19 protein-coding genes and 2 pseudogenes are annotated in these 18280 nt (G+C 71.4%); 10 read left to right on the top strand and 11 right to left on the bottom strand.

Annotated elements, in window-relative coordinates; genetic code table 11:
• Positions 1–83: 83 nt before the first annotated feature.
• Positions 84–1271: pseudogene (locus ACZ4VK_RS17045) on the bottom strand (glycoside hydrolase family 26 protein); the annotation flags it as partial.
• 143 nt (positions 1272–1414) lie between these two features.
• On the opposite strand from ACZ4VK_RS17045, the gene ACZ4VK_RS17040 reads away from it, so the two are divergent.
• Entirely contained in the window at positions 1415–2827 is a 1413-nt protein-coding gene (locus ACZ4VK_RS17040) for a carboxylate--amine ligase (protein WP_468352942.1), read from the top strand.
• Here ACZ4VK_RS17040 and ACZ4VK_RS17035 read toward each other — a convergent pair.
• Positions 2800–3033, bottom strand: coding sequence for a chaplin (locus ACZ4VK_RS17035; RefSeq protein ID WP_468352940.1), 234 nt, complete (start codon positions 3031–3033; stop codon positions 2800–2802). The two genes, ACZ4VK_RS17040 and ACZ4VK_RS17035, sit on opposite strands and share 28 nt — an antisense overlap.
• A 193-nt stretch (positions 3034–3226) precedes the next feature.
• Positions 3227–3430 carry a hypothetical protein gene (locus ACZ4VK_RS17030; RefSeq protein WP_468352938.1) on the bottom strand — a complete coding sequence of 68 codons (204 nt, stop codon included), beginning with the start codon at positions 3428–3430 and terminating at the stop codon, positions 3227–3229.
• A 151-nt stretch (positions 3431–3581) separates the two neighbouring features.
• Here ACZ4VK_RS17030 and ACZ4VK_RS17025 point away from each other — a divergent pair, with 151 nt between their 5' ends.
• Positions 3582–4628, top strand: coding sequence for an LCP family protein (locus ACZ4VK_RS17025; RefSeq protein ID WP_468352936.1), 1047 nt, complete (start codon positions 3582–3584; stop codon positions 4626–4628).
• 21 nt (positions 4629–4649) lie between these two features.
• On the opposite strand, the gene ACZ4VK_RS17020 is transcribed toward ACZ4VK_RS17025, so the two are convergent.
• From ACZ4VK_RS17020 to mca, 4 genes are all read right to left on the bottom strand, one after another.
• Entirely contained in the window at positions 4650–6677 is a 2028-nt protein-coding gene (locus tag ACZ4VK_RS17020) for a thioredoxin domain-containing protein (RefSeq protein ID WP_468352934.1), read from the bottom strand.
• Positions 6678–6819: 142 nt separating this feature from the next.
• Entirely contained in the window at positions 6820–7206 is a 387-nt protein-coding gene (locus ACZ4VK_RS17015; RefSeq protein WP_468352932.1) for a rodlin, read from the bottom strand.
• A gap of 307 nt (positions 7207–7513) precedes the next feature.
• Positions 7514–7756, bottom strand: coding sequence for a hypothetical protein (locus ACZ4VK_RS17010; protein WP_468352930.1), 243 nt, complete (start codon positions 7754–7756; stop codon positions 7514–7516).
• On the bottom strand, positions 7749–8630 hold the full coding sequence (mca, locus tag ACZ4VK_RS17005) for a mycothiol conjugate amidase Mca (RefSeq protein ID WP_468352928.1): 882 nt from the start codon (positions 8628–8630) through the stop codon (positions 7749–7751). Before mca ends, ACZ4VK_RS17010 begins: the two co-directional genes overlap by 8 nt.
• Before the next feature lie 98 nt (positions 8631–8728).
• Here mca and ACZ4VK_RS17000 point away from each other — a divergent pair, with 98 nt between their 5' ends.
• Both ACZ4VK_RS17000 and greA read left to right on the top strand, forming a co-directional pair.
• On the top strand, positions 8729–9130 hold the full coding sequence (locus ACZ4VK_RS17000; protein ID WP_468352927.1) for a DUF4307 domain-containing protein: 402 nt from the start codon (positions 8729–8731) through the stop codon (positions 9128–9130).
• 190 nt (positions 9131–9320) lie between these two features.
• The gene (greA, locus tag ACZ4VK_RS16995) at positions 9321–9818 is read left to right on the top strand and encodes a transcription elongation factor GreA (protein WP_030548867.1); all 498 of its coding nucleotides are present in this window, start codon (positions 9321–9323) and stop codon (positions 9816–9818) included.
• Between the two features lie 66 nt (positions 9819–9884).
• Here greA and ACZ4VK_RS16990 read toward each other — a convergent pair whose 3' ends face one another.
• The 3 genes from ACZ4VK_RS16990 to ilvA all read right to left on the bottom strand — a co-directional run bounded on the left by ACZ4VK_RS16990 (position 9885) and on the right by ilvA (position 13104).
• On the bottom strand, positions 9885–10739 hold the full coding sequence (locus ACZ4VK_RS16990; RefSeq protein ID WP_468352925.1) for an ABC transporter permease: 855 nt from the start codon (positions 10737–10739) through the stop codon (positions 9885–9887).
• Positions 10736–11764: an ATP-binding cassette domain-containing protein gene (locus ACZ4VK_RS16985; RefSeq protein ID WP_468352923.1), complete on the bottom strand. Its 1029-nt coding sequence runs from the start codon at positions 11762–11764 to the stop codon at positions 10736–10738. Before ACZ4VK_RS16985 ends, ACZ4VK_RS16990 begins: the two co-directional genes overlap by 4 nt.
• A gap of 110 nt (positions 11765–11874) precedes the next feature.
• The gene (ilvA, locus tag ACZ4VK_RS16980; protein ID WP_468352922.1) at positions 11875–13104 is read right to left on the bottom strand and encodes a threonine ammonia-lyase; all 1230 of its coding nucleotides are present in this window, start codon (positions 13102–13104) and stop codon (positions 11875–11877) included.
• A gap of 148 nt (positions 13105–13252) precedes the next feature.
• Between ilvA and ACZ4VK_RS16975 the strand changes: the two are divergent.
• The 4 genes and pseudogenes from ACZ4VK_RS16975 to ACZ4VK_RS16960 all read left to right on the top strand — a co-directional run.
• Positions 13253–13726, top strand: a pseudogene (locus tag ACZ4VK_RS16975) (MarR family winged helix-turn-helix transcriptional regulator); the annotation flags it as partial.
• Between the two features lie 236 nt (positions 13727–13962).
• On the top strand, positions 13963–14550 hold the full coding sequence (locus tag ACZ4VK_RS16970; protein WP_468352920.1) for a sigma factor-like helix-turn-helix DNA-binding protein: 588 nt from the start codon (positions 13963–13965) through the stop codon (positions 14548–14550).
• Positions 14547–14798: a hypothetical protein gene (locus ACZ4VK_RS16965; RefSeq protein WP_468352918.1), complete on the top strand. Its 252-nt coding sequence runs from the start codon at positions 14547–14549 to the stop codon at positions 14796–14798. Before ACZ4VK_RS16970 ends, ACZ4VK_RS16965 begins: the two co-directional genes overlap by 4 nt.
• Before the next feature lie 42 nt (positions 14799–14840).
• The gene (locus ACZ4VK_RS16960) at positions 14841–15032 is read left to right on the top strand and encodes a DUF1059 domain-containing protein (protein ID WP_468352916.1); all 192 of its coding nucleotides are present in this window, start codon (positions 14841–14843) and stop codon (positions 15030–15032) included.
• A 125-nt stretch (positions 15033–15157) separates the two neighbouring features.
• Here the strand turns inward: ACZ4VK_RS16960 and ACZ4VK_RS16955 are convergent, their stop codons facing one another.
• On the bottom strand, positions 15158–16312 hold the full coding sequence (locus tag ACZ4VK_RS16955; protein WP_468352914.1) for a cystathionine gamma-synthase: 1155 nt from the start codon (positions 16310–16312) through the stop codon (positions 15158–15160).
• A 71-nt stretch (positions 16313–16383) separates the two neighbouring features.
• Between ACZ4VK_RS16955 and ACZ4VK_RS16950 the strand changes: the two genes are divergently transcribed.
• Both ACZ4VK_RS16950 and msrA read left to right on the top strand, forming a co-directional pair.
• Positions 16384–17490: a hypothetical protein gene (locus ACZ4VK_RS16950; RefSeq protein WP_468352912.1), complete on the top strand. Its 1107-nt coding sequence runs from the start codon at positions 16384–16386 to the stop codon at positions 17488–17490.
• Between the two features lie 103 nt (positions 17491–17593).
• Positions 17594–18259, top strand: a complete 666-nt coding sequence (gene msrA, locus ACZ4VK_RS16945) for a peptide-methionine (S)-S-oxide reductase MsrA (protein ID WP_468352910.1) — start codon at positions 17594–17596, stop codon at positions 18257–18259.
• The last annotated feature ends 21 nt before the right edge of the window (positions 18260–18280 follow it).

Genomic DNA, 18280 nt, shown 5'->3' with positions numbered 1-18280 from the left:
GGCTCAGGCTTGGGCTCAGGCTTCGGTTCCGGCTTCGGTTCCGGCTTGGGCTCAGGCTTCGGTTCCGGCTTCGGTTCCGGCTTCGGAACCGGCGGGACCTCGGGCTTCGGTTCCGGCTTCGGAACCGGCGGGACCTCCGGCTTCGGCTCGGGCTTCGGAACCGGCGGGACCTCCGGCTTCGGCTCGGGCTTCGGAACCGGCGGAACCTCCGGCTTCGGCGGAACCTCCGGCTTCGGCGGGACCTCCGGCACCTCCGGCACCTCGGGTTCGGCGCCGTACAGCATCTGACGGAACACCTGCGACGACCTCGGATTGTCATCGCACTGCCAGACGCCGTGCGGGCAGTAGTCGGTGATCGTGTGGTAGAGCGGCTTGTGCTGCTCCATCCATTCGATCATGCGCCGCATGTACTCGGCGTTGTCCCCGTTCCGGAAGAGCCCCCATTCCGGGTACGAGATCTGCTTTCCGTGCTCGGCCGCGAATTCCACCTGTGCGCGCAACCCGTACGGCTCATTGACGTGGCTGTCGAAACCGGCCCCCGACGGCTGGTCGTACGAGTCCATTCCGATGATGTCGACCACGTCGTCACCCGGATAGCATTCCGTCCACGGAACGGCGTCCCTGCCCCGGCTCGGGTTGAAGTCGAAGCGGAACTCCTGACCGGGGACGGAACGCATCGCGGTGACGATCCGGTTCCAGTACTTCTTCCACGACGCGGGATCCGGTGCGCACCGGTGGGTGTACGTGGTGCCGTTCATCTCCCACCCGAGGACGATGACGGTGTCCTTCGCCTCCAGGTCGACCAGACGTTCGGCCAGCGCCCTGAAGTGGTGGTCGTAGTACCCCGCGGCGCCGAGCCGGAGCTGCCTGCGGACTTCCTGGTCGGAGACCCCGGCCTCGTTGCGCTCCAGCATCGGCACGTTCAGGACGAACAGCCGGTCCTCGCGCTCGTTGCGCCAGTCCGCCCAGGCGTCCAGGAAGCCCGGGGGGCCCTCGATGTTCGACCAGAGGTCGCCGGGGAGGTACGTGTGCCCGACCCGCAGCTCCCTGCCGCCGAGCCACCGCTCCATCTGACGGATGCGGCTGACACCCACGGGGCCCGATTCCAGGAACGCGCCCATCGCGCTGGACAGAGGCGGTTCGGAGGCTCCGGTCGTTAGGGGTTCGGCAGCGTGAGCCGGAGAGGACAACACGACCGAACCCGAGGCGAGGAGCCCCGCGGTGAACACCCCCCACCACGTTCTCGATGCTTTACGTGTTCCTTTGGCCATGACCACTCCTTCTCGTCCCGCGCCACTTGATGAGCCGTCAATCCGATGTTCAGAAAGTATTCCTAATAAGCCGACCGTGAACGCAGGGAGGATCTGATCCGTAGTCCATTGGTGGATTCCATCGCCCACTTGGGGCACCCGAGGTGAGGAATCCCGTTCCGAGTTTTGACACCGGCGTCCCCGCTCTCCTCGTGCGGCTCGACCGGAATCCCTTTCATCACGGCACGCTCGGCGCCGCCCGGTCCCTCGGGCGGGCCGGCATCCCGGTCCACGCGGTGATCGAATCGCTCACCAGCCCCGTCGCCCGCTCGCGCTACGTCCGCGACGTCCACCTGAGCCCGGACGCCCCTTCCCCCGCCGAGCTCTGCCGCCTCCTGCTGACGCTGTCCGACGGGCTCTCCGGTCCCGGGCCCGCGCTCCTGGTCCCCATGGACGACCTCACCGCCCTCGCGCTGGCCGAGCACCGCACCGAGCTCGCGGGCCGGTACCTGCTGCCCGACCAGACGCCCGAGCGGCTCCTGCGGGTGGCCGACAAGGCGGCCCTCGCCGAGACCTGCCGGGCCCTCAACCTCCCCCACCCCCGTACCGAGATCCCCGCCGGCGCCGACGAGGCGGCCGCCATGGCGTGGTCGCTCGGGCTGCCGGTCGTCGCCAAGTGGAGCTGTCCCTGGCTGCTCCCGGCCGGAAGCGGGCTGCGCAGTACGTCGATCGTGCGCTCACTCGCCGAGGTGCGCGCGCTGTACGCCCGTACCCCCCAGGCCGGCAGCCGGCTGCTGCTCCAGCGGCTGCTGCCGGCGGGGCGGCACCTGGACTGGTTCTTCCACGGGTACGCGGACTCCACCGGCCGCTGCGTCGCCGCCGCCACTGGGCGCAAGGAACGCTCGTGGCCGCACGGGGCCGGGCTCACGGCGGTCGGCCGGTGGATGCCGAATCCCGCCGTGGAGCGCATCGCCCGCGAACTGCTCGCCGCGCTCGGCCACCGGGGCGTGGTCGATCTGGACTTCCGGCTCGACCGGTCGACGGACACGTACCACCTGATCGACTTCAACCCACGCCCCGGCGCCCAGTTCCGGCTCTTCGCGGACCGCGACGGGCTCGACGTCGTCCGTGCGACGCACCTGGACCTGACCGGGCGCCGGGTCCCGCCGCACTCCCCCGTGTACGGCCGCCGGTTCGTGGTGGAGAACTACGCGGCGCTGGCTCTGCTCACCTCCCCGCGCCGCCGCCCCGACGCCGAACGGGGCATCGGGGGCGGTGGGCGGTACGGCGACGCGGGCGGTACGGAGACGGTCGCGCCACCGGAGGCGGAACCGGCCGTGGAGTCCGGACACCCGACGCGGCGCGTGGAGACGGCCTGGTTCGCCGCCGACGACCCCGCCCCCGGCCTCGCCATGACCTGGGCCTGGCTCCGCCACGCCCTGCTCAAGGGACTCCCGGGAAGCATGACGAAGGGCCGGTCCCGGCAGGTGCGACAGGCACCTTCCGGGTCCGGCCCTTCAGATCGCGCCCCTGCGAGGGGGCGCCGGCGTCAGGCGTTGACGCAGACGTTGCCGTAGGTCGGGTTCAGCAGACCGATGACGCTGATGGAGTTGCCGCAGGCGTTGATCTGCGCGTGGATCGGAACCTGGACGACATTCCCCGAAAGGATGCCCGGCGAACCGAAAGCCAGGCCCTGCGCCTCCGCGTCCGCGAAGGCGGGCGACGCCGCACCCATGGCCATGATGATTCCGGCGACGACGGCCGCAGCCTTCTTGCACTTCATTTCGTCTGAATCCTTTCTGCGGCGGAAGACTACTCACGGCTTTCGTGATCACACGGGGCACATTTTCATGCCCCGGCTTCCGCTGCACACTTCGCCGAGCACCATGCCTCGGAAGTGGACCGCACGCGTAGCCGAACCGGCGGCATTCACTCCATCGCATTCACCGAATTACGCCGGACGCCGCGATTTCGGCTCAGCGCGGCCAGATCGGCGCCCTGATCAGCCGCTCCCACTCGTGATCGGGGACTCCCGGCACCGTGCGGCCCGCCTGGGCCCACCGCCGTGCCAGCGAGGAGTACAGGGGGAACGGTCCTCGGTCGGCGGGTGGCGGGTCGACCACATAACGGCTCTTCGGAATGAAGGCCATCCGCTCCCATTTCCCGGGATCGGGTGCCATCTTTCCCTCCCATCCGGTGCGGTTCCCGCATCATTCCACAGACCCCGCAGGAGAGTGATTCCATCGGCCGATGTCGCGTCGCGAACCTGTGTGCGACGGGAATCGATTTACTGTGCGGGTCCACATTCCCGACCTACGGTGGTGTACGCCCGTGTCCGTCAGGAAATTCACGCGTCCGCGGCGACTCGCGCTCGCCACCGCGGCGCTCGTCGCCCTCGGTTCCGGGGCGCTCGCCGCCGCCCCCGCCGCCCTGCCGTCCCCCGCCCTGCCGTCCCCGAGCCGGGGGCTCAACATCCTGGTGGTCGGTCTCGACACGCGGAAGGGCGTGACCGCGCGGGAGAAGGAGGCGTACCGGCTCGGCGGCAAGGAGTGCGGCTGCACCGACGTGATGATGCTGGTGCACGTCTCCGCCGACAACAGGCGGGTCAGCGTCCTTGGGCTGCCGCGCGACTCGCTCACCGAGTTCGCCGCCGGCCACCGGGACCGACGGACGGGCGCGACGCACGGCGCCCATGCGGCGAAGCTCAACGGCGCCTGGGCCGAGGGCGGTCCTTCGTACGCGATGGAGATGGTCGAAAGGACGACGGGGCTCCCCGTGCACCGCTATCTGGAGATCGACTTCCGCCGGTTCATGGACGCCGTGGACCAGTTCGACGGCGGCGTGCCGATCTGTGCCGCGCAGCCGCTGAAGGACACGTCCACCGGCATCGACCTCCAGCCGGGCACCACGAACGTCGGCGGCGGAGAGGCCCTCCAGTACGTGCGCTCGCGGCGCGCCGACGGGCAGATGGACTTCGGACGGATCCGCAAGCAGCAGCAGTTCGTCCTCAACACCCTGCGGAAGGTGCGCTCGGACCTGCTGGGGAACCCGCTGCGGCTGATGACGTTCGCCTCGGTGCTGAGCGGGCCGACGGCCGCGGAGCATCGCGGGCTCTCCACCCTGGACCTGATGTTCCTCGCCATGCGCCTGCGGAACCTCACCCCGGACCGTATGGAGTTCGCGACCGTGCCCGTCCTCCGCTTCGAGACCGTCCAGGGCGCCGGGTCCTCGGTCGCCTGGAACGTGGCGCACGCCGAGGAGGTGTTCGCGCGGCTGCGCGCGGACGAGCCGCTGCCGCCGGCCCGCCCCACCCCTTCCAGTGAGATCCCCCAGGCCGAGTACCGGCCGGCCGGCGGCGCTTCGCTCGTCTGCTGGTAGCCCCTCGCCCGGCCGGCGCCGTCAGCGGCCGAGCTTGCGTGCCAGCTCGGCCGGGTCCGTCGTCGGCGCGTCGCAGGTGAAGTGCCGGCAGACGTAGGCGGCCGCTCCCCCGTCCACCAGCGGTCGGTCCCTGAGCAGCGGGAACTCGTCGCCGTCCGGGGCGCCGGAGGCGACGACCGCGCCGGGCGCGGGTGCCAGCAGGGCGGTGCGGTGCAGGGCGCGGCCCAGGTCGTCCCCGGCGGGAGCCACCACCGCGATCTCGCGCGGCCCGTCGAGCAGGGCCTCCGCCGTGGCCAGACCCCAGCCGATGAAACGGGGAGCGCGCGGCCCCAGGGCCTTGACCACGCCGAGGGCGCCCTCGGCTGCCGCCCGGTGGGCCTCCGAGCCGGTGTGCGCGGCGTACGAGAGGAGCGCTCCGGCGGCGGCCGTCCAGCCGGACGGGGTCGCGCTGTCGGTGGGGTCCTGCGGCCGGCGGATCAGGGTCTCCGCGTCGTGGGCCGTGTCGTACAGCGCCCCGCCCTCGGCGACGAACTGGTCGAGCACGATGTCGAGGAGGAAGCCGGCGAACTCCAGCCACACGCCCTCGCCGGTGACGCCGGCGAGCGCGAGGAAGCCCTCGGCGACGTCCGCGTAGTCCTCGAGCACTCCGGCGTTGGCCCCGACCCGGCCGTCCTTGGAGGTCCGGGAGAGCCGCGCGCCCTGTCCCATGTGTACGCGAACGAGCAGGTCGGCGGCCTCTGTGGCGCGTTCGACCAGGTCGGGGCGGTCGAAGAAGGCTCCGGTCTCGGCGAGGGCGGCGATCGCGAGGCCGTTCCAGGCGGCGACCACCTTGTCGTCGCGGCCGGGGCGGGGCCGCCGCGTGCGGGCGGCGAGGAGCCGCTCCTTGATCGAGGTGATCCGGTCGGCGTCGACCGGGCCCGTGTCCCGCGGGAGCTGGAGGACGGAGGCGCCCTCCTCGAAGGTGCCCTCCTCGGTCACGCCGAAGTACCGGGCGGCGTAGCGGGCGTCCTCCTCGCCCAGCGCCTCGGTCAGCTGCGCCGGTGTCCAGACGTAGTACGCGCCCTCGACGTGCCGGCCCGTCCCGTCGTCGGAGTCGGCGTCGAGCGCCGAGGCGAATCCGCCCTCCGCCGTGCGCAGTTCGCCGACCATGAAGTCGGCGGTCTCCAGGGCGACCCGGCGGGCCATGTCGTCGCCGGTGGCCCGCCACAGGTGCGCGTACACCCGGCAGAGCAGGGCGTTGTCGTAGAGCATCTTCTCGAAGTGCGGCACGACCCAGTCGCGGTCCACGGAGTAGCGGGCGAAGCCGCCGCCGAGCTGGTCGTAGATGCCGCCGCGGGCCATCGCCTCGCCGGTGTCGGCGGCCATCTGCAGGGCGCCTTCGGCGCCCGTACGGGCGTGGTGGCGCAGCAGGAACTCCAGCACCATCGACGGCGGGAACTTGGGCGCGCCGCCGAAGCCGGCACTGCGGGAGTCGTAGTCCCGGGTGAGGCCGAGCAAGGCCTGGGCCAGTTCCGCCTCGCCGGGGACGCCTTCGCCGCCGTACGCCAGGGAGCGGGACGCGAGGTCCTTGGCGATGTTGCCCGCGACCTCGCCGACCTCGTCGCGACGATCCGTCCAGGCACGGGAGACGCCGTCCAGGACGTCACGGAAGGAGGGCATGCCGTGGCGGGGCTCGGGCGGGAAGTAGGTGCCGAAGTAGAACGGTTCGGCGTCCGGGGTGAGGAAGACCGTCATGGGCCAGCCGCCCTGCCCGGTCGCCGCCTGCACGGCCTCCATGTAGACGGCGTCGACGTCGGGGCGCTCCTCGCGGTCGACCTTGACCGCGACGAAGTGCTCGTTGACGTCCGCGGCGGTGACGTCGTCCTCGAAGGACTCGTGCGCCATCACATGACACCAGTGGCAGCTGCTGTAGCCAACGCTGAGCAGCACGGGAACATCGCGGCGGCGCGCCTCCTCGAACGCCTCGGCCGACCAGGGCCACCAGTCGACCGGGTTGTCGGCGTGCTGGAGGAGGTACGGGGACGTCTCATGGGCCAGTCTGTTCGGCATGCCCCCATCCTCGCGCACACGGCTGAGCCCCGTCCGTTGCGCCACGGAGGCGTCGTACGGTCGCGGCGCCGGTACGCCGGAGCGGCCCCGCCCTTCGCAGTGGAGCTGCGAAGGGCGGGGCCGCCCAGCGACGAAGCTGACGTCAGCTGACGTCGGTGTTGCCGTTGTCGGCCAGGAGGTCGACGAGGTCGGACAGCGGGTTGTTCTGGCTCTGCTCGACCGAGTTCTGCGTGCAGGTCATGTTCTGCTTCGGGCTCAGAACGTCGTCGATCGGAACCGAGACGAGGTTGATGACCGGCACCTGCGCCGTGATGTCCTGGATGTCGAAGCAGTGCAGGACGCCACCGTTGATGAGGCCGAAGTTCGGGCTCATGTAGCCGCCGGTGGAGTTGCTGCCGATGGCCTGCTTCGACGTGTTGCCGATGACGTTGGTGCTGTTGCCGTCATCGGCCGCCGCGGTCGCCGTGGCAGCGGACATACCGACGACGGAGGCCGCAACTGCCGCGGTGGCGAGAACCTTCTTGATCACGAGATTTTCCTTCTTGAGCTGGAGGGCCCTGGGAGTGCTCCGTACCGAAGCACGCTGATCAACTGCCGGAGACGGGATTGGTTCCGGCTGATCACCCTGATGCGCTATTTGGCAGATGAACGCCATCGGACGTGATCTCGAAGGGCATGTGTTCGGTACGGCCGCCGACCCCCCGCGAGGCCAGGCGGGACAAGGGTCGACCGCGCGGCAGCGGGTGGCGACCCACGCGGGGAGCCCGCGCCCGGGTGCGAGTACGACTCAGGGCCCCGGGAGGTCCCGGGGCCCTGAGTCCGCGACGTACCGCCGGCTATTCCCCTGCCGCCGCCTTGCCGGGCTTCACGGCCGCGGCGGCCGCCGGGTCGGGGGCCTCCTCGAAGGAGACCTTGCCCATGTGGCGGTTCATCGACTTCATCAGCTGCCAGACCGCGAGGGCCAGGACCGCGAAGACGACGAAGCCGAGGACGCCGGGGGTCACCTTGTTCTTGTCCAGCTCTTCGGCGGCGAAGGGGACAAGCTGGGTCAGTGCCAGGTGTGCGCTCATGTCAGGCATTGTCGCGGATGCCCGCGAAGAGATCTTCCTCGGGGAGGGAGGTCGGGACCAGCGCCTTGCTGAGCTCGTACTCCTCCGTCGGCCAGACCTCCTTCTGGATCTCCATCGGGACCCGGAACCAGCCGCCGTCGGGGTCGATCTGGGTGCGGTGGGCGATCAGGGCCTTGTCGCGGGTCTCGAAGAAGTCGGCGCAGGGCACGAACGTGGTGAGCGTCCGCTCCTTGCGCTGGAACTCCTTCCAGCGCTCCAGCCACTCCCCGTACGGCGACTCCATGCCACGGGCGAGGAGCGCCTCGTGCAGGGCCGTGGTACGGGGACGGTTGAAGCCCTGGTTGTAGTAGAGCTTCAGGGGCTGCCAGACCGGGCCGAACTCGGCCTCCGGGTACTTCTCGGCGTCGTTCGCGCCGTCGAAGGCCACCATGGAGATCTTGTGGGTCATGATGTGGTCGGGGTGCGGGTACCCGCCGTTCTCGTCGTAGGTCGTGACGACCTGCGGACGGAAGGAGCGGATCTTGCGGACAAGGGCTCCCGCCGCGGTGTCGACGTCCTCCAGGGCGAAGCAGCCCTGGGGAAGCGGCGGCAGCGGGTCGCCCTCGGGGAGGCCGGAGTCGACGAATCCCAGCCATTCCTGGGAGACGCCGAGGATCTCGCGGGCCTCGTCCATCTCCTTGCGGCGCACCTCGTGGATGTTCGCCTCGATGTAGGGGTCACCCTGGAGCCGGGGATTGAGGACCGAGCCCCGCTCGCCGCCCGTGCACGTCACCACCATGACGTCCACCCCCTCGGACACGTACTTGGCCATCGTGGCCGCACCCTTGCTCGACTCGTCGTCGGGGTGGGCGTGAACGGCCATCAGTCGCAGCTGCTCAGTCAAGACTCGATCCTCAGTGATTCGACGCGGAGGGTGGTCTCTATAGTGACGGAATCGGGGGAGTGAAAATTCCGCCACCCCCGGCTTCGAGAGGATCGATCATGAGCGCGGTGCGAGAGCAGCTGTCCGAGGAGCGCTACGGGCGCTCAGCGGACCGGGCGGCGGACCGCAGGCTCACGATCACGGGCGCGGTGCTCGGTGTCCTCTTCCTCGGCCTGATGGGCTGGTTCGGCTGGCACTACGTCGTCGACAGCAGGATCAGCGCCGAGATGATCAAGTTCGACGTGGTGAGCCCCACCGAGGTCCAGGTGCACCTGGAGATCCGCAAGGACGAGGGCGTCCGCGGCGTCTGCACGCTCCGCTCGCGGGCCGAGGACGGCGCCGAGGTGGCCCGCAAGGACGTGCGCGTCGACGACCCCGCCACCCGGGTCGACAGCGTCTTCTCGCTCCGTACGACCGCGCACGCGACGAGTGCCGAGCTCGTGGGGTGTACGGCCCGGTAGCGGTGGGTACGGAGCGGGTGTCGAGTCCCGGCGAGTCACCACGGTGACCTGGGGTGACGCCATTCCTGATGGTTATGTCCTCCCGCTTTTCGCCACTCATTGTTAGGCTCGTGGTTTCGCCCACCCGGGACAGCACCGTTTCCCCGTGTAGGGCGATGCTTTGTATTCCCAGTACCTACGAGGAGCACCTGTGACCCAGACCAGCGACAACGTCACCTGGCTCACCCAGGAGGCGTACAACAAGCTCAAGGACGAGCTTGAGTACCTGTCTGGTCCCGCGCGTACCGAGATCGCCGCCAAGATCGCCGCCGCGCGCGAAGAGGGCGACCTGCGCGAGAACGGCGGGTACCACGCGGCCAAGGAGGAGCAGGGCAAGCAGGAGCTCCGGGTCCGCCAGCTCACCCAGCTGCTCCAGCACGCCAAGGTCGGCGAGGCCCCCGCGGACGACGGCGTCGTCGAGCCGGGCATGGTCGTCACGATCGCCTTCGACGGCGACGAGAACGACACGATGACCTTCCTGCTCGCCTCCCGCGAGTACGCGAGCGGTGACATCGAGACCTACTCGCCGCAGTCGCCGCTCGGCGTCGGCGTCAACGGCAAGAAGGCCGGTGACGACGCCGAGTACGAGCTGCCGAACGGCAAGAAGGCCGCGGTGAAGATCCTCAGCGCGAAGCCGTACACCGGCTGAGGCGCCTGATCCACGCCAAGGGCCGGACCCCCGAGGGGGTCCGGCCCTTTGCCTTGCGCGGCTCCGTCAGGCCGTCGCCGAGCGGTACTTCCGTACGGAGAGCGTCCGGAAGACCACGATGATCAGCACCGACCAGATCAGCGACGCCCACACCGGGTGCTGCATCGGCCAGGCGTCGGACGCGGAGACGCCCGGGTTGCCGAAGAGCTCACGGCAGGCCTGGACCGTCGCGCTGAACGGGTTCCACTCGGCGATGGGCTGCAGCCAGGAGGGCAGCTTGCTGGAGTCCACGAACGCGTTCGAGATGAAGGTGACGGGGAAGAGCCAGATCAGCCCGCCCGAGGTCGCCGCCTCCGGCGTACGGACCGAGAGGCCGATCAGGGCCCCGATCCACGAGAACGCGTAGCCCAGGAGGAGCAGGAGCGCGAAGGCGGCCAGCGCCTTCGGGACGCCCTCGTGGATGCGCCAGCCGACGAGGAGCGCGACGATCGCGAGGACGAAGAGCGTCAGCGTCGTCTGCACCAGGTCGGCGAGGGTACGGCCGGTGAGGACCGCGCCGCGGGCCATCGGCAGGGCGCGGAAGCGGTCGATGAGGCCCTTGTGCATGTCGTCCGCGATGCCCGCGCCCGCGCCCGCCGTCGCGAACGTGACGGTCTGGGCGAAGATGCCGGCCATCAGGAACTCGCGGTAGACGTTCGGCGAGGTGGACCCGCCGATCTGCATGGAGCCGCCGAAGACGTAGCTGAACAGCACCACGAACATGATCGGCTGGATGAGCCCGAAGATGACCATCTCGGGGATCCGGGACATCCTGATCAGATTGCGGCGCGCGATGACCAGCGAGTCGCCGACGGACTGGACGACCCCGCCACGCGGGCGCGGGGCGGCCGGGCGGTCCGTCCCCTCCAGGACAGTGGTCACTTCACGGCCTCCTTCGGGCTCGTCCCGCCGCGTTTCCGGCCGGCCGCCGCCTCGTCCTCCTCCTCGTCCCGCTCGGCCGCGTGGCCGGTGAGGGAGATGAAGACGTCGTCGAGCGTGGGGCGGCGCAGTCCGATGTCGTCGATCTCGACGCCGACGGCGTCCAGGTCGCGGATGACCTCGGCGAGCAGCTTGGCGCCGCCGGTGACGGGGACGGTCAGCTTGCGGGTGTGGCTCTCGACGGAGACCTCGCCGTGGCCGATGCCCTCGATGCCGTAGCGGGCGAGGACGTCACGGGCGCCGGTGATCATCTCCGGTTCGTGGACGACGACCTCGACGCGCTCGCCGCCCGTCTGGGCCTTGAGCTCGTCGGAGGTGCCGCGCGCGATGACCTTGCCGTGGTCGACGACGCAGATGTCGTGGGCGAGGTGGTCCGCCTCCTCCAGGTACTGCGTGGTGAGGAGCAGGGTCGTACCGCCCGCGACGAGTTCCTTGATGACCTCCCACAGCGCCTGCCGGTTGCGGGGGTCGAGGCCGGTGGTCGGCTCGTCCATGAACATCACCGGCGGGGCGACGACGAGGGCCGCCGCGAGGTCGAGACGGCGGCGCATGCCGCCGGAGTACGTCTTCGCGGTGCGGTCGGCGGCGTCGGCGAGTCCGAAGCGCTCCAGGAGCTCACCGGCCCTGGCCTTCGCGGCCTTCGCCTTCATCTGGTAGAGCTGCCCGACCATCTGGAGGTTCTCGCGGCCGGTGAGGTACTCGTCGACCGCCGCGAACTGGCCGGAGAGACCGATCGAGCGGCGCACCTCGTTGGGGTGCTTGAGCACGTCGATGCCGGCCACGAAGGCCCTGCCGCTGTCCGGCTGGAGGAGCGTGGTCAGCACGCGCACGGTGGTCGTCTTCCCCGCGCCGTTCGGGCCGAGCAGACCGAGGACCGTGCCCTCCGGCACGTCGAGGTCCACGCCGTCCAGAGCTCGTACGTCGCCGAAGGTCTTCACCAGACCCTCGGCATGGATCGCGCCTGGCATGTGGGTTCTCCCGGGGAGAGGAGGCGTTTGCCCCACCGATCCTAGGATCAGCGGGCCCGCCCCGCCCAGTGAATATGTGACCCACGCCACATGATCTTGCTCCGCGTCGGTCAGGCGAGAACCGTGTACCCGGCGTCCTTCAGCGCGTCCTCGACCTCACGGCAGTGCTCCGGGCCCTTCGTCTCCAGGTGCAGCTCGACCTCCGCCTCCGTCAGGCCGAGCCTCGGGTCGGTCCGTACGTGGCTGACGTCCAGGACGTTCGCGTCGGCCACCGTGAGGACCGCGAGCAGGGTCGCGAGGACGCCCGGCCGGTCCGTGACCCGCAGCCGCAGGCTCAGATAGCGGCCCCCGGCGGCCATGCCGTGCCGCAGGATCCGCTGGAGCAGCAGCGGGTCGACGTTCCCGCCGGACAGGACCGCCACCACCGGCCCCCGGAACGCCTTCGGGTCGCTGAGCAGCGCCGCCACCGGGCTCGCCCCCGCCGGTTCCACGACCAGCTTCGCCCGCTCCAGACAGAGCAGGAGCGCCGAGGAGAGGGCGTCCTCGGAGACCGTCACGACATCGTCGACGTACTCCTGGATCAGCGCGAACGGCACGTCGCCGGGCCGCCCCACCTTGATCCCGTCCGCCATCGTCACCGGCGACTCGACCACCACGGGGTGCCCGGCGGCCAGCGAGGGCGGATAGGCCGCCGCACCCTCCGCCTGCACGCCGATCACCCGCACGTCCGGGCGCACCGACTTCACGGCGAGCCCGATGCCGGCCGCGAGACCGCCGCCGCCGACGCCCACGAGGACCGTCCGGACCTCCGGGCACTGCTCCAGGATCTCCAGGCCGACCGTGCCCTGCCCCACGATGATGTCGGGGTGGTCGAAGGGGTGGATGAAGACGGCGCCGGTCTCCCGCGCGTACTGCTCCGCCGCCGCGAGCGTCTCGTCCACTACATGGCCGTGCATCCGGACGTCGGCGCCGTACTCCCGGGTCGCCGCGACCTTCGGCAGCGGGGCGCCGACCGGCATGAAGACGGTGGCGTGCACCCCGAGGAGCTTCGACGCGAGCGCGACCCCCTGCGCGTGGTTGCCGGCCGAGGCCGCGACGACCCCGGCGGCCCGCTGCTCGGGCCGCAGCCCGGCGATCCGCACGTACGCCCCGCGCAGTTTGAAGGAACCGGTCCGCTGCAGGTTCTCGCACTTGAGGTGCACCGGCGCCCCCACCAGCGACGACAGATGGCGGCTACCCTCCATCGCCGTCATCCGGGCCACCCCGGACAGCATCTTCCGCGCCCCCCGCACGTCGTCGAGCATCAACCGGTGCAAGGGGTCTGGCGTACGCAAGCTCATGACAGAAGTCTCGCAGCTCACGGCCCCCGTGGCCGCCCGGCGGGCAGGTGCTCCAGCCGGTTTGCGCAGGCCCGGTACGGACCTCCCCGGGGCCGCGTACTCTGTCCCCCACCGACCGACCACCCCCGCACGAGAGAGACCCACAGCCATGCCCACATCTCAGGACATGACGACTGCGCTCGACCCCGGTCTCCTCGATGCCCTCCAGCACCAGGTGGCCGTCTTCGCCCGCCGCGCCGAGCAGACCCGCCTCGGCGGGACGGGCCAGCTGCGGAACTCGATGGACCGCGCCGCCTACCTCCTGCTCAACCGGCTCGACCAGGAAGGCCCGATGGGCGTCAAGGCGCTGGCCGCGGGCATGGGCATCGACTCCTCGACCGTCACCCGCCAGGTCGCCCCGCTCGTCGACACCGGCCTGGTGAAGCGCACCTCGCACCCCGAGGACGGACGGGCGGTCGTCCTCCAGCTCTCCCAGCGCGGCCTGTCCCGCCTGGAGGAGGTCCGCTCCTCGCGCCGCCAGCTGATGGTGGAGGTCACCGAGGGCTGGACGCAGGCCGAGCGGGAGTCCTTCTGCACGCTGCTCACCCGCTTCAACACGGCGCTGTCGGCACGGCAGTCGGCGCACACGGGGCACGGGGTGGCGGAGTCGGCGGGCGAGTCCGGGAGCACGTCCGGGGCGGAGTCGGCGGGTTCGTCGCCGGCCGGGTCCGGGAGCACGTCCGCCGGGGAGCCCGGGAGCACCTCGCCGGCCGGGCCGGCGAGCGCCTCCGCGGCCGAGGGGTCGAGCTAGGGGGCAAGACACCCCCTAGTCCGCGCCGACCTCTTGACCCCGCACCCTCGCTGTCCTCTGATGAGGACGTGCGAGAGCAGCGGAGCGGGGCCGGCGTCCAACGCGCCGACCGCAGCGGTGAGTTCGACGCGTTCGTCGCCGGGGCGGCGGGCCGGCTGCTGCACGCCGCGACCCTCCTCACCGCCGAGACCCGCACCCGCAACCCGCGCGCCCAGGCCCTGCTGACCGCCGCCCTCGCCCACACGTACGCGGTCTGGGGCCGACTGCGCGACGAGGATCCGTACGACCTGACCCGGCGCGACCTCGCCGCCCGCTTCGCGCGCACCGCCTGGCGGCACCGCGGCGGCCGCGGCGGAGTCCTCTCCGCGCTCCACCCGCAGGAACGGCTCGTCGTCGTCCTCCGGCTGTACGAGGGCGTCGCCGAGGAGCAGCTGGCGGCGCTGCTCGGACTGTCCGAGGCCCGCGTCCGCGCCGTCTGCGCCCGCTCGGTCGCCACGCTCAGGACGGCGGCCCGGGAACGGAACGCGCGTCGGGACGGGCCCGGGGAGGACGCGCGCCGGGACGCGCCCTCGGACGACGCACGTCGGGACGGCCACCCGGGCGACGCGCGTCCGGCCGCCCGGCGGGAGACGCCGCCCCGGGAGACGGCCGCGTGACCCGGCACGAGGACAAGGAGGCCGCGGTCCGCCGCATCCTCGACACCCCGCACCCGCCGGTCCCCGCCGACCTCGCCGTACGGGCAGCGGCGAGCGGGGCCCGGCGGGCCCGCCGCGAACGCCTTGCGCGCCGGCTGCTGTGGGGCCTGCTCGTCGTCGCGGTGCTCGCGTTCGCCGTGTGGGCGTCGGCGGCCCGGCCCTGGGAGGTCCCGCCGGCCGAGACGACGCCACCGCTCGAAGGCTGGTGAAGACGGGCCTAGCCTGGAGGAGGGGCCGGTCTGGAGGTCGTCATGACGAGGAAAGCAACCGACTGCCGCGACGCCCCGAGCGTCTCCGGCTGTTCGCTCTACATGTCGGGCGAGGAGGACGAACTTCTGCGGGCGGCCGTCGCCCACGCGGTCTCCGTGCACGAGCACACGGACACTCCCGAGTTCCGCGAGGAGGTCCGGGCCTCGATGAAGGACCCGCTGCCCGGCACCTGAACGACGCGGGCCCGGGCGCCCTAGGGCGTCCGGGCCTTCCGTACGGCGGTCGCGCCCGGGCCTTCCGTACGGCGGTCGCGCCCGGGCCTTCCGTACGGCGGTCGGCCCGGGGTCCTCCGTAGCCGCTAGCCCAGCGCCTGGCGCAGGTCCGCGAGCAGGTCGTCGACGTTCTCGATGCCCACCGAGAGACGGACGAGGTCCGCGGGGACCTCGAGGGCCGAGCCCGCGACGCTCGCGTGGGTCATCCGGCCGGGGTGCTCGATGAGGGACTCGACACCGCCGAGCGACTCACCGAGGGTGAACAGCTGGGCGCGGTTGCAGACCTCGACCGCCGCGTCCTCGCCGCCCTGCACGCGGAAGGAGATCATGCCGCCGAAGGAACGCATCTGCTTGGCCGCGACCTCGTGCCCCGGGTGCTCCGGAAGGCCCGGGTAGAGCACCTGCGTGACCTTCGGGTGCTGGGTCAGCATCTCGACGATCTTCTCGGCGTTCTCGCTGTGCCGGTCCATGCGGACCGCGAGGGTCTTGATGCCGCGCAGCACGATCCACGAGTCGAAGGGACCCGCGACCGCGCCCATCGCGTTCTGGTGGTACGCCAGCTCCTCGCCGAGCGCCTCGTCGGCCGTCACGAGCGCGCCGCCGACGACGTCCGAGTGGCCGCCCATGTACTTGGTGAGCGAGTGCACGACGACGTCCGCGCCGAGCGCCAGCGGCTGCTGGAGGTACGGCGAGGCGAAGGTGTTGTCGACGACGAGCTTCACGCCGGCCTGACGTGCGACGCCCGCGACCGCCTCGATGTCGGTGATGCCGAGGAGCGGGTTCGACGGGGTCTCGACCCAGATCAGCTTCGTACGGTCGTTGAGGGCGTCCCGCACCGAGTCGACGTCGGAGGTGTTCGCCACCGAGAAGTCCACGCCCCAGCGCTCCACGACCTTGGCGAACAGCCGGAACGTGCCGCCGTAGGCGTCGTTCGGGATGACCACGTGGTCGCCGGGCGCGAGGAGCGTGCGCAGCAGGCAGTCCTCGGCCGCCAGGCCTGAGGCGAAGGCGAGACCGCGCCGGCCGCCCTCCAGGGCGGCCAGGTTCTCTTCAAGGGCCGTACGGGTGGGGTTGGCGCTGCGGCTGTACTCGTAACCGCCGCGCAGCCCGCCCACGCCGTCCTGCTTGTAGGTGGACACCTGGTAGATGGGCGGGACGACCGCGCCGGTCAGCGGGTCGGCGGTGTTGCCCGCGTGGATCGCGCGGGTCTCGAAGCTCTGATGGGAGTGCTGGTCGCTCATGGTCAGGAGCGTAGTGCCGCAGGACCACCGTCGCCTCGTTCGTCTCATCGGGTGTCCTGGACAATGGACAGATGGACATTCTCTGGTTCCTGATCGCGCTCGGCCTTCTGTTCGGCGTCCTCGGTCCCTATCTGCTGCGCCGCCGGGGTGGCGGGATCCGCCTCGCGGCGCCCGGATCGCCGGACGCGGCCGACCCCGAGGCGTACGGATTCGTACGGCAGGAGGACCAGGACGTACGGCTTCCGGGCGCCGACGACGAGCTCCTGCACGTGCTCGACGTCGTCCAGGCCACCCAGGACTGGCGGGCCGCGTCACGGCTGCTCGCCGCCACCGACAAGGACGGCGAGGTGCGCTGGCAGCGCGTCCAGGCCTTCGCGGGCGCCGCGTCCCTGGAGCTCCAGGAACGGCCCGGGGTCGGCGGGGCGTGGCTGCGGTCCTGGCGGGCCGACGCCCCCAAGGACGCGGGCGGCGCGGCCGTGCACGCGGAGTTCCTCGTGCAGCAGGCGTGGCGCTCCTCGGCGGCGGGGACCGACGACTTCCGGATCATCCTGGAGGAGGCGCGGAAGGTCACCGAGGAGGCGGCGCTGCTCGCCCCGGGCGACCCCGTCCCGTACATCACGCAGCTGGCCGTGGCGCGCGGCCTCGGCTACGGCCACGAGCAGTTCGACCAGGTGTGGGCGCAGGTCATCGACCGGGCACCGCAGCACATGGGGGCGCACCTGGCGGCGCTCCACTACTGGTGCGAGAAGTGGCACGGATCCCGCGAGGAGGCCGACCACTTCGCGACGACGGCGGCGGCGCGCGCCCCGCGGGGTTCGCTGCTCGCGGCGCTTCCGCTGTTCGCGGTGTACGAGCACGTGCCGGACGTGGTGCTCGTGCAGGACTTCTTCCGTACGGCGGTGGTGTCGAAGGCGATGGACGGCGCGCTGTACGCGGTGCACTCGGCCCGGGCCGACGACCCGATGCTGGCGCACGTCCGCCATCTGCTCGTCTGGTTCCTGGTGCGCGCGGAGCGCTGGTCGGAGGCCATGCACCAGCTGGTGAAGGTCGACGGGCACGTGGGCGCGGTGCCGTGGACGCTGAGCGGGGACCCGGCGGCGGCGTTCACGGTCGTCCGGAACCTGGCGGTGGCGGGGTACGAGGCGAACGGCGGGAGCCCGGCGACGCTGCCGCGCTGACGGCCGCGCGCTGCGGGACGGGGCGGGGGACGCGTTTGCGGGGGGAAGGTTTCCCCCCGCTTCCTTGTTGTGTCCACTGCCGACCGTCGAGGAGAGATGCAGCATGTTCCTGTCCCGCACCCCCGTCCTCCCCACCCCCGAGCAGGCGCTGCCCGGCCGTGCGGAGCCCGAGTTCTCCGTCCCCGAGCGCCACACCGTCCTCGGCAACCCGCTCCTCGGCCCGTACCCGGAGGGCCTGGAGGTCGCCGACTTCGCCCTCGGCTGCTTCTGGGGCGCCGAGCGCAAGTTCTGGCAGACCGACGGCGTCTGGACGACCCTCGCCGGCTATCAGGGCGGCTCGACGCGCAACCCCGCGTACGAGGAGGTCTGCTCGGGCCTGACCGGCCACACCGAGGCCGTCCGGGTCGTCTTCGACCCGTCGAAGGTCTCGTACGAGAGCCTCCTGAAGCTGTTCTGGGAGTCGCACGACCCGACCCAGGGCTTCCGCCAGGGCAACGACGTGGGCACCCAGTACCGCTCGGCGATCCACACCCACTCCCCCGCCCAGGCCGCGGCGGCCGAGGCGTCCCGGGATGCCTACCAGAAGGTCCTGACGGGCTCGGGCCACGGCCGGATCACCACCGAGATCCTCCCGGCCGACGAGACCCGCCCCTTCTACCCGGCGGAGCCGTACCACCAGCAGTACCTGGACAAGAACCCGGCGGGCTACTGCGGGATCGGCGGGACGGGCGTGTCGTGCCCGATCGGCGTGGCGAAGGCCGACGGCTGACGCGGCGGCCCGGTTTCGCCG

The sequence above is a fragment of the Streptomyces sp. NPDC028711 genome (assembly GCF_055565415.1).
This window is presented reverse-complemented; position numbering and strand designations above follow the sequence as displayed.

What these genes read in the sequence shown, in the direction of transcription:
- ACZ4VK_RS17035 (WP_468352940.1), bottom strand. Translation starts at nt 3,033, where the DNA reads ATGAAGTGCAAGAAGGCTGCGGCCGTCGTCGCCGGAATCATCATGGCC.
- ACZ4VK_RS17030 (WP_468352938.1), bottom strand. Translation starts at nt 3,430, where the DNA reads ATGGCACCCGATCCCGGGAAATGGGAGCGGATGGCCTTCATTCCGAAG.
- ACZ4VK_RS17020 (WP_468352934.1), bottom strand. Translation starts at nt 6,677, where the DNA reads ATGCCGAACAGACTGGCCCATGAGACGTCCCCGTACCTCCTCCAGCAC.
- ACZ4VK_RS17010 (WP_468352930.1), bottom strand. Translation starts at nt 7,756, where the DNA reads ATGCCTGACATGAGCGCACACCTGGCACTGACCCAGCTTGTCCCCTTC.
- ACZ4VK_RS17000 (WP_468352927.1), top strand. Translation starts at nt 8,729, where the DNA reads ATGAGCGCGGTGCGAGAGCAGCTGTCCGAGGAGCGCTACGGGCGCTCA.
- ACZ4VK_RS16985 (WP_468352923.1), bottom strand. Translation starts at nt 11,764, where the DNA reads ATGCCAGGCGCGATCCATGCCGAGGGTCTGGTGAAGACCTTCGGCGAC.
- ilvA (WP_468352922.1), bottom strand. Translation starts at nt 13,104, where the DNA reads ATGAGCTTGCGTACGCCAGACCCCTTGCACCGGTTGATGCTCGACGAC.
- ACZ4VK_RS16960 (WP_468352916.1), top strand. Translation starts at nt 14,841, where the DNA reads ATGACGAGGAAAGCAACCGACTGCCGCGACGCCCCGAGCGTCTCCGGC.
- ACZ4VK_RS16955 (WP_468352914.1), bottom strand. Translation starts at nt 16,312, where the DNA reads ATGAGCGACCAGCACTCCCATCAGAGCTTCGAGACCCGCGCGATCCAC.
- ACZ4VK_RS16950 (WP_468352912.1), top strand. Translation starts at nt 16,384, where the DNA reads ATGGACATTCTCTGGTTCCTGATCGCGCTCGGCCTTCTGTTCGGCGTC.
- msrA (WP_468352910.1), top strand. Translation starts at nt 17,594, where the DNA reads ATGTTCCTGTCCCGCACCCCCGTCCTCCCCACCCCCGAGCAGGCGCTG.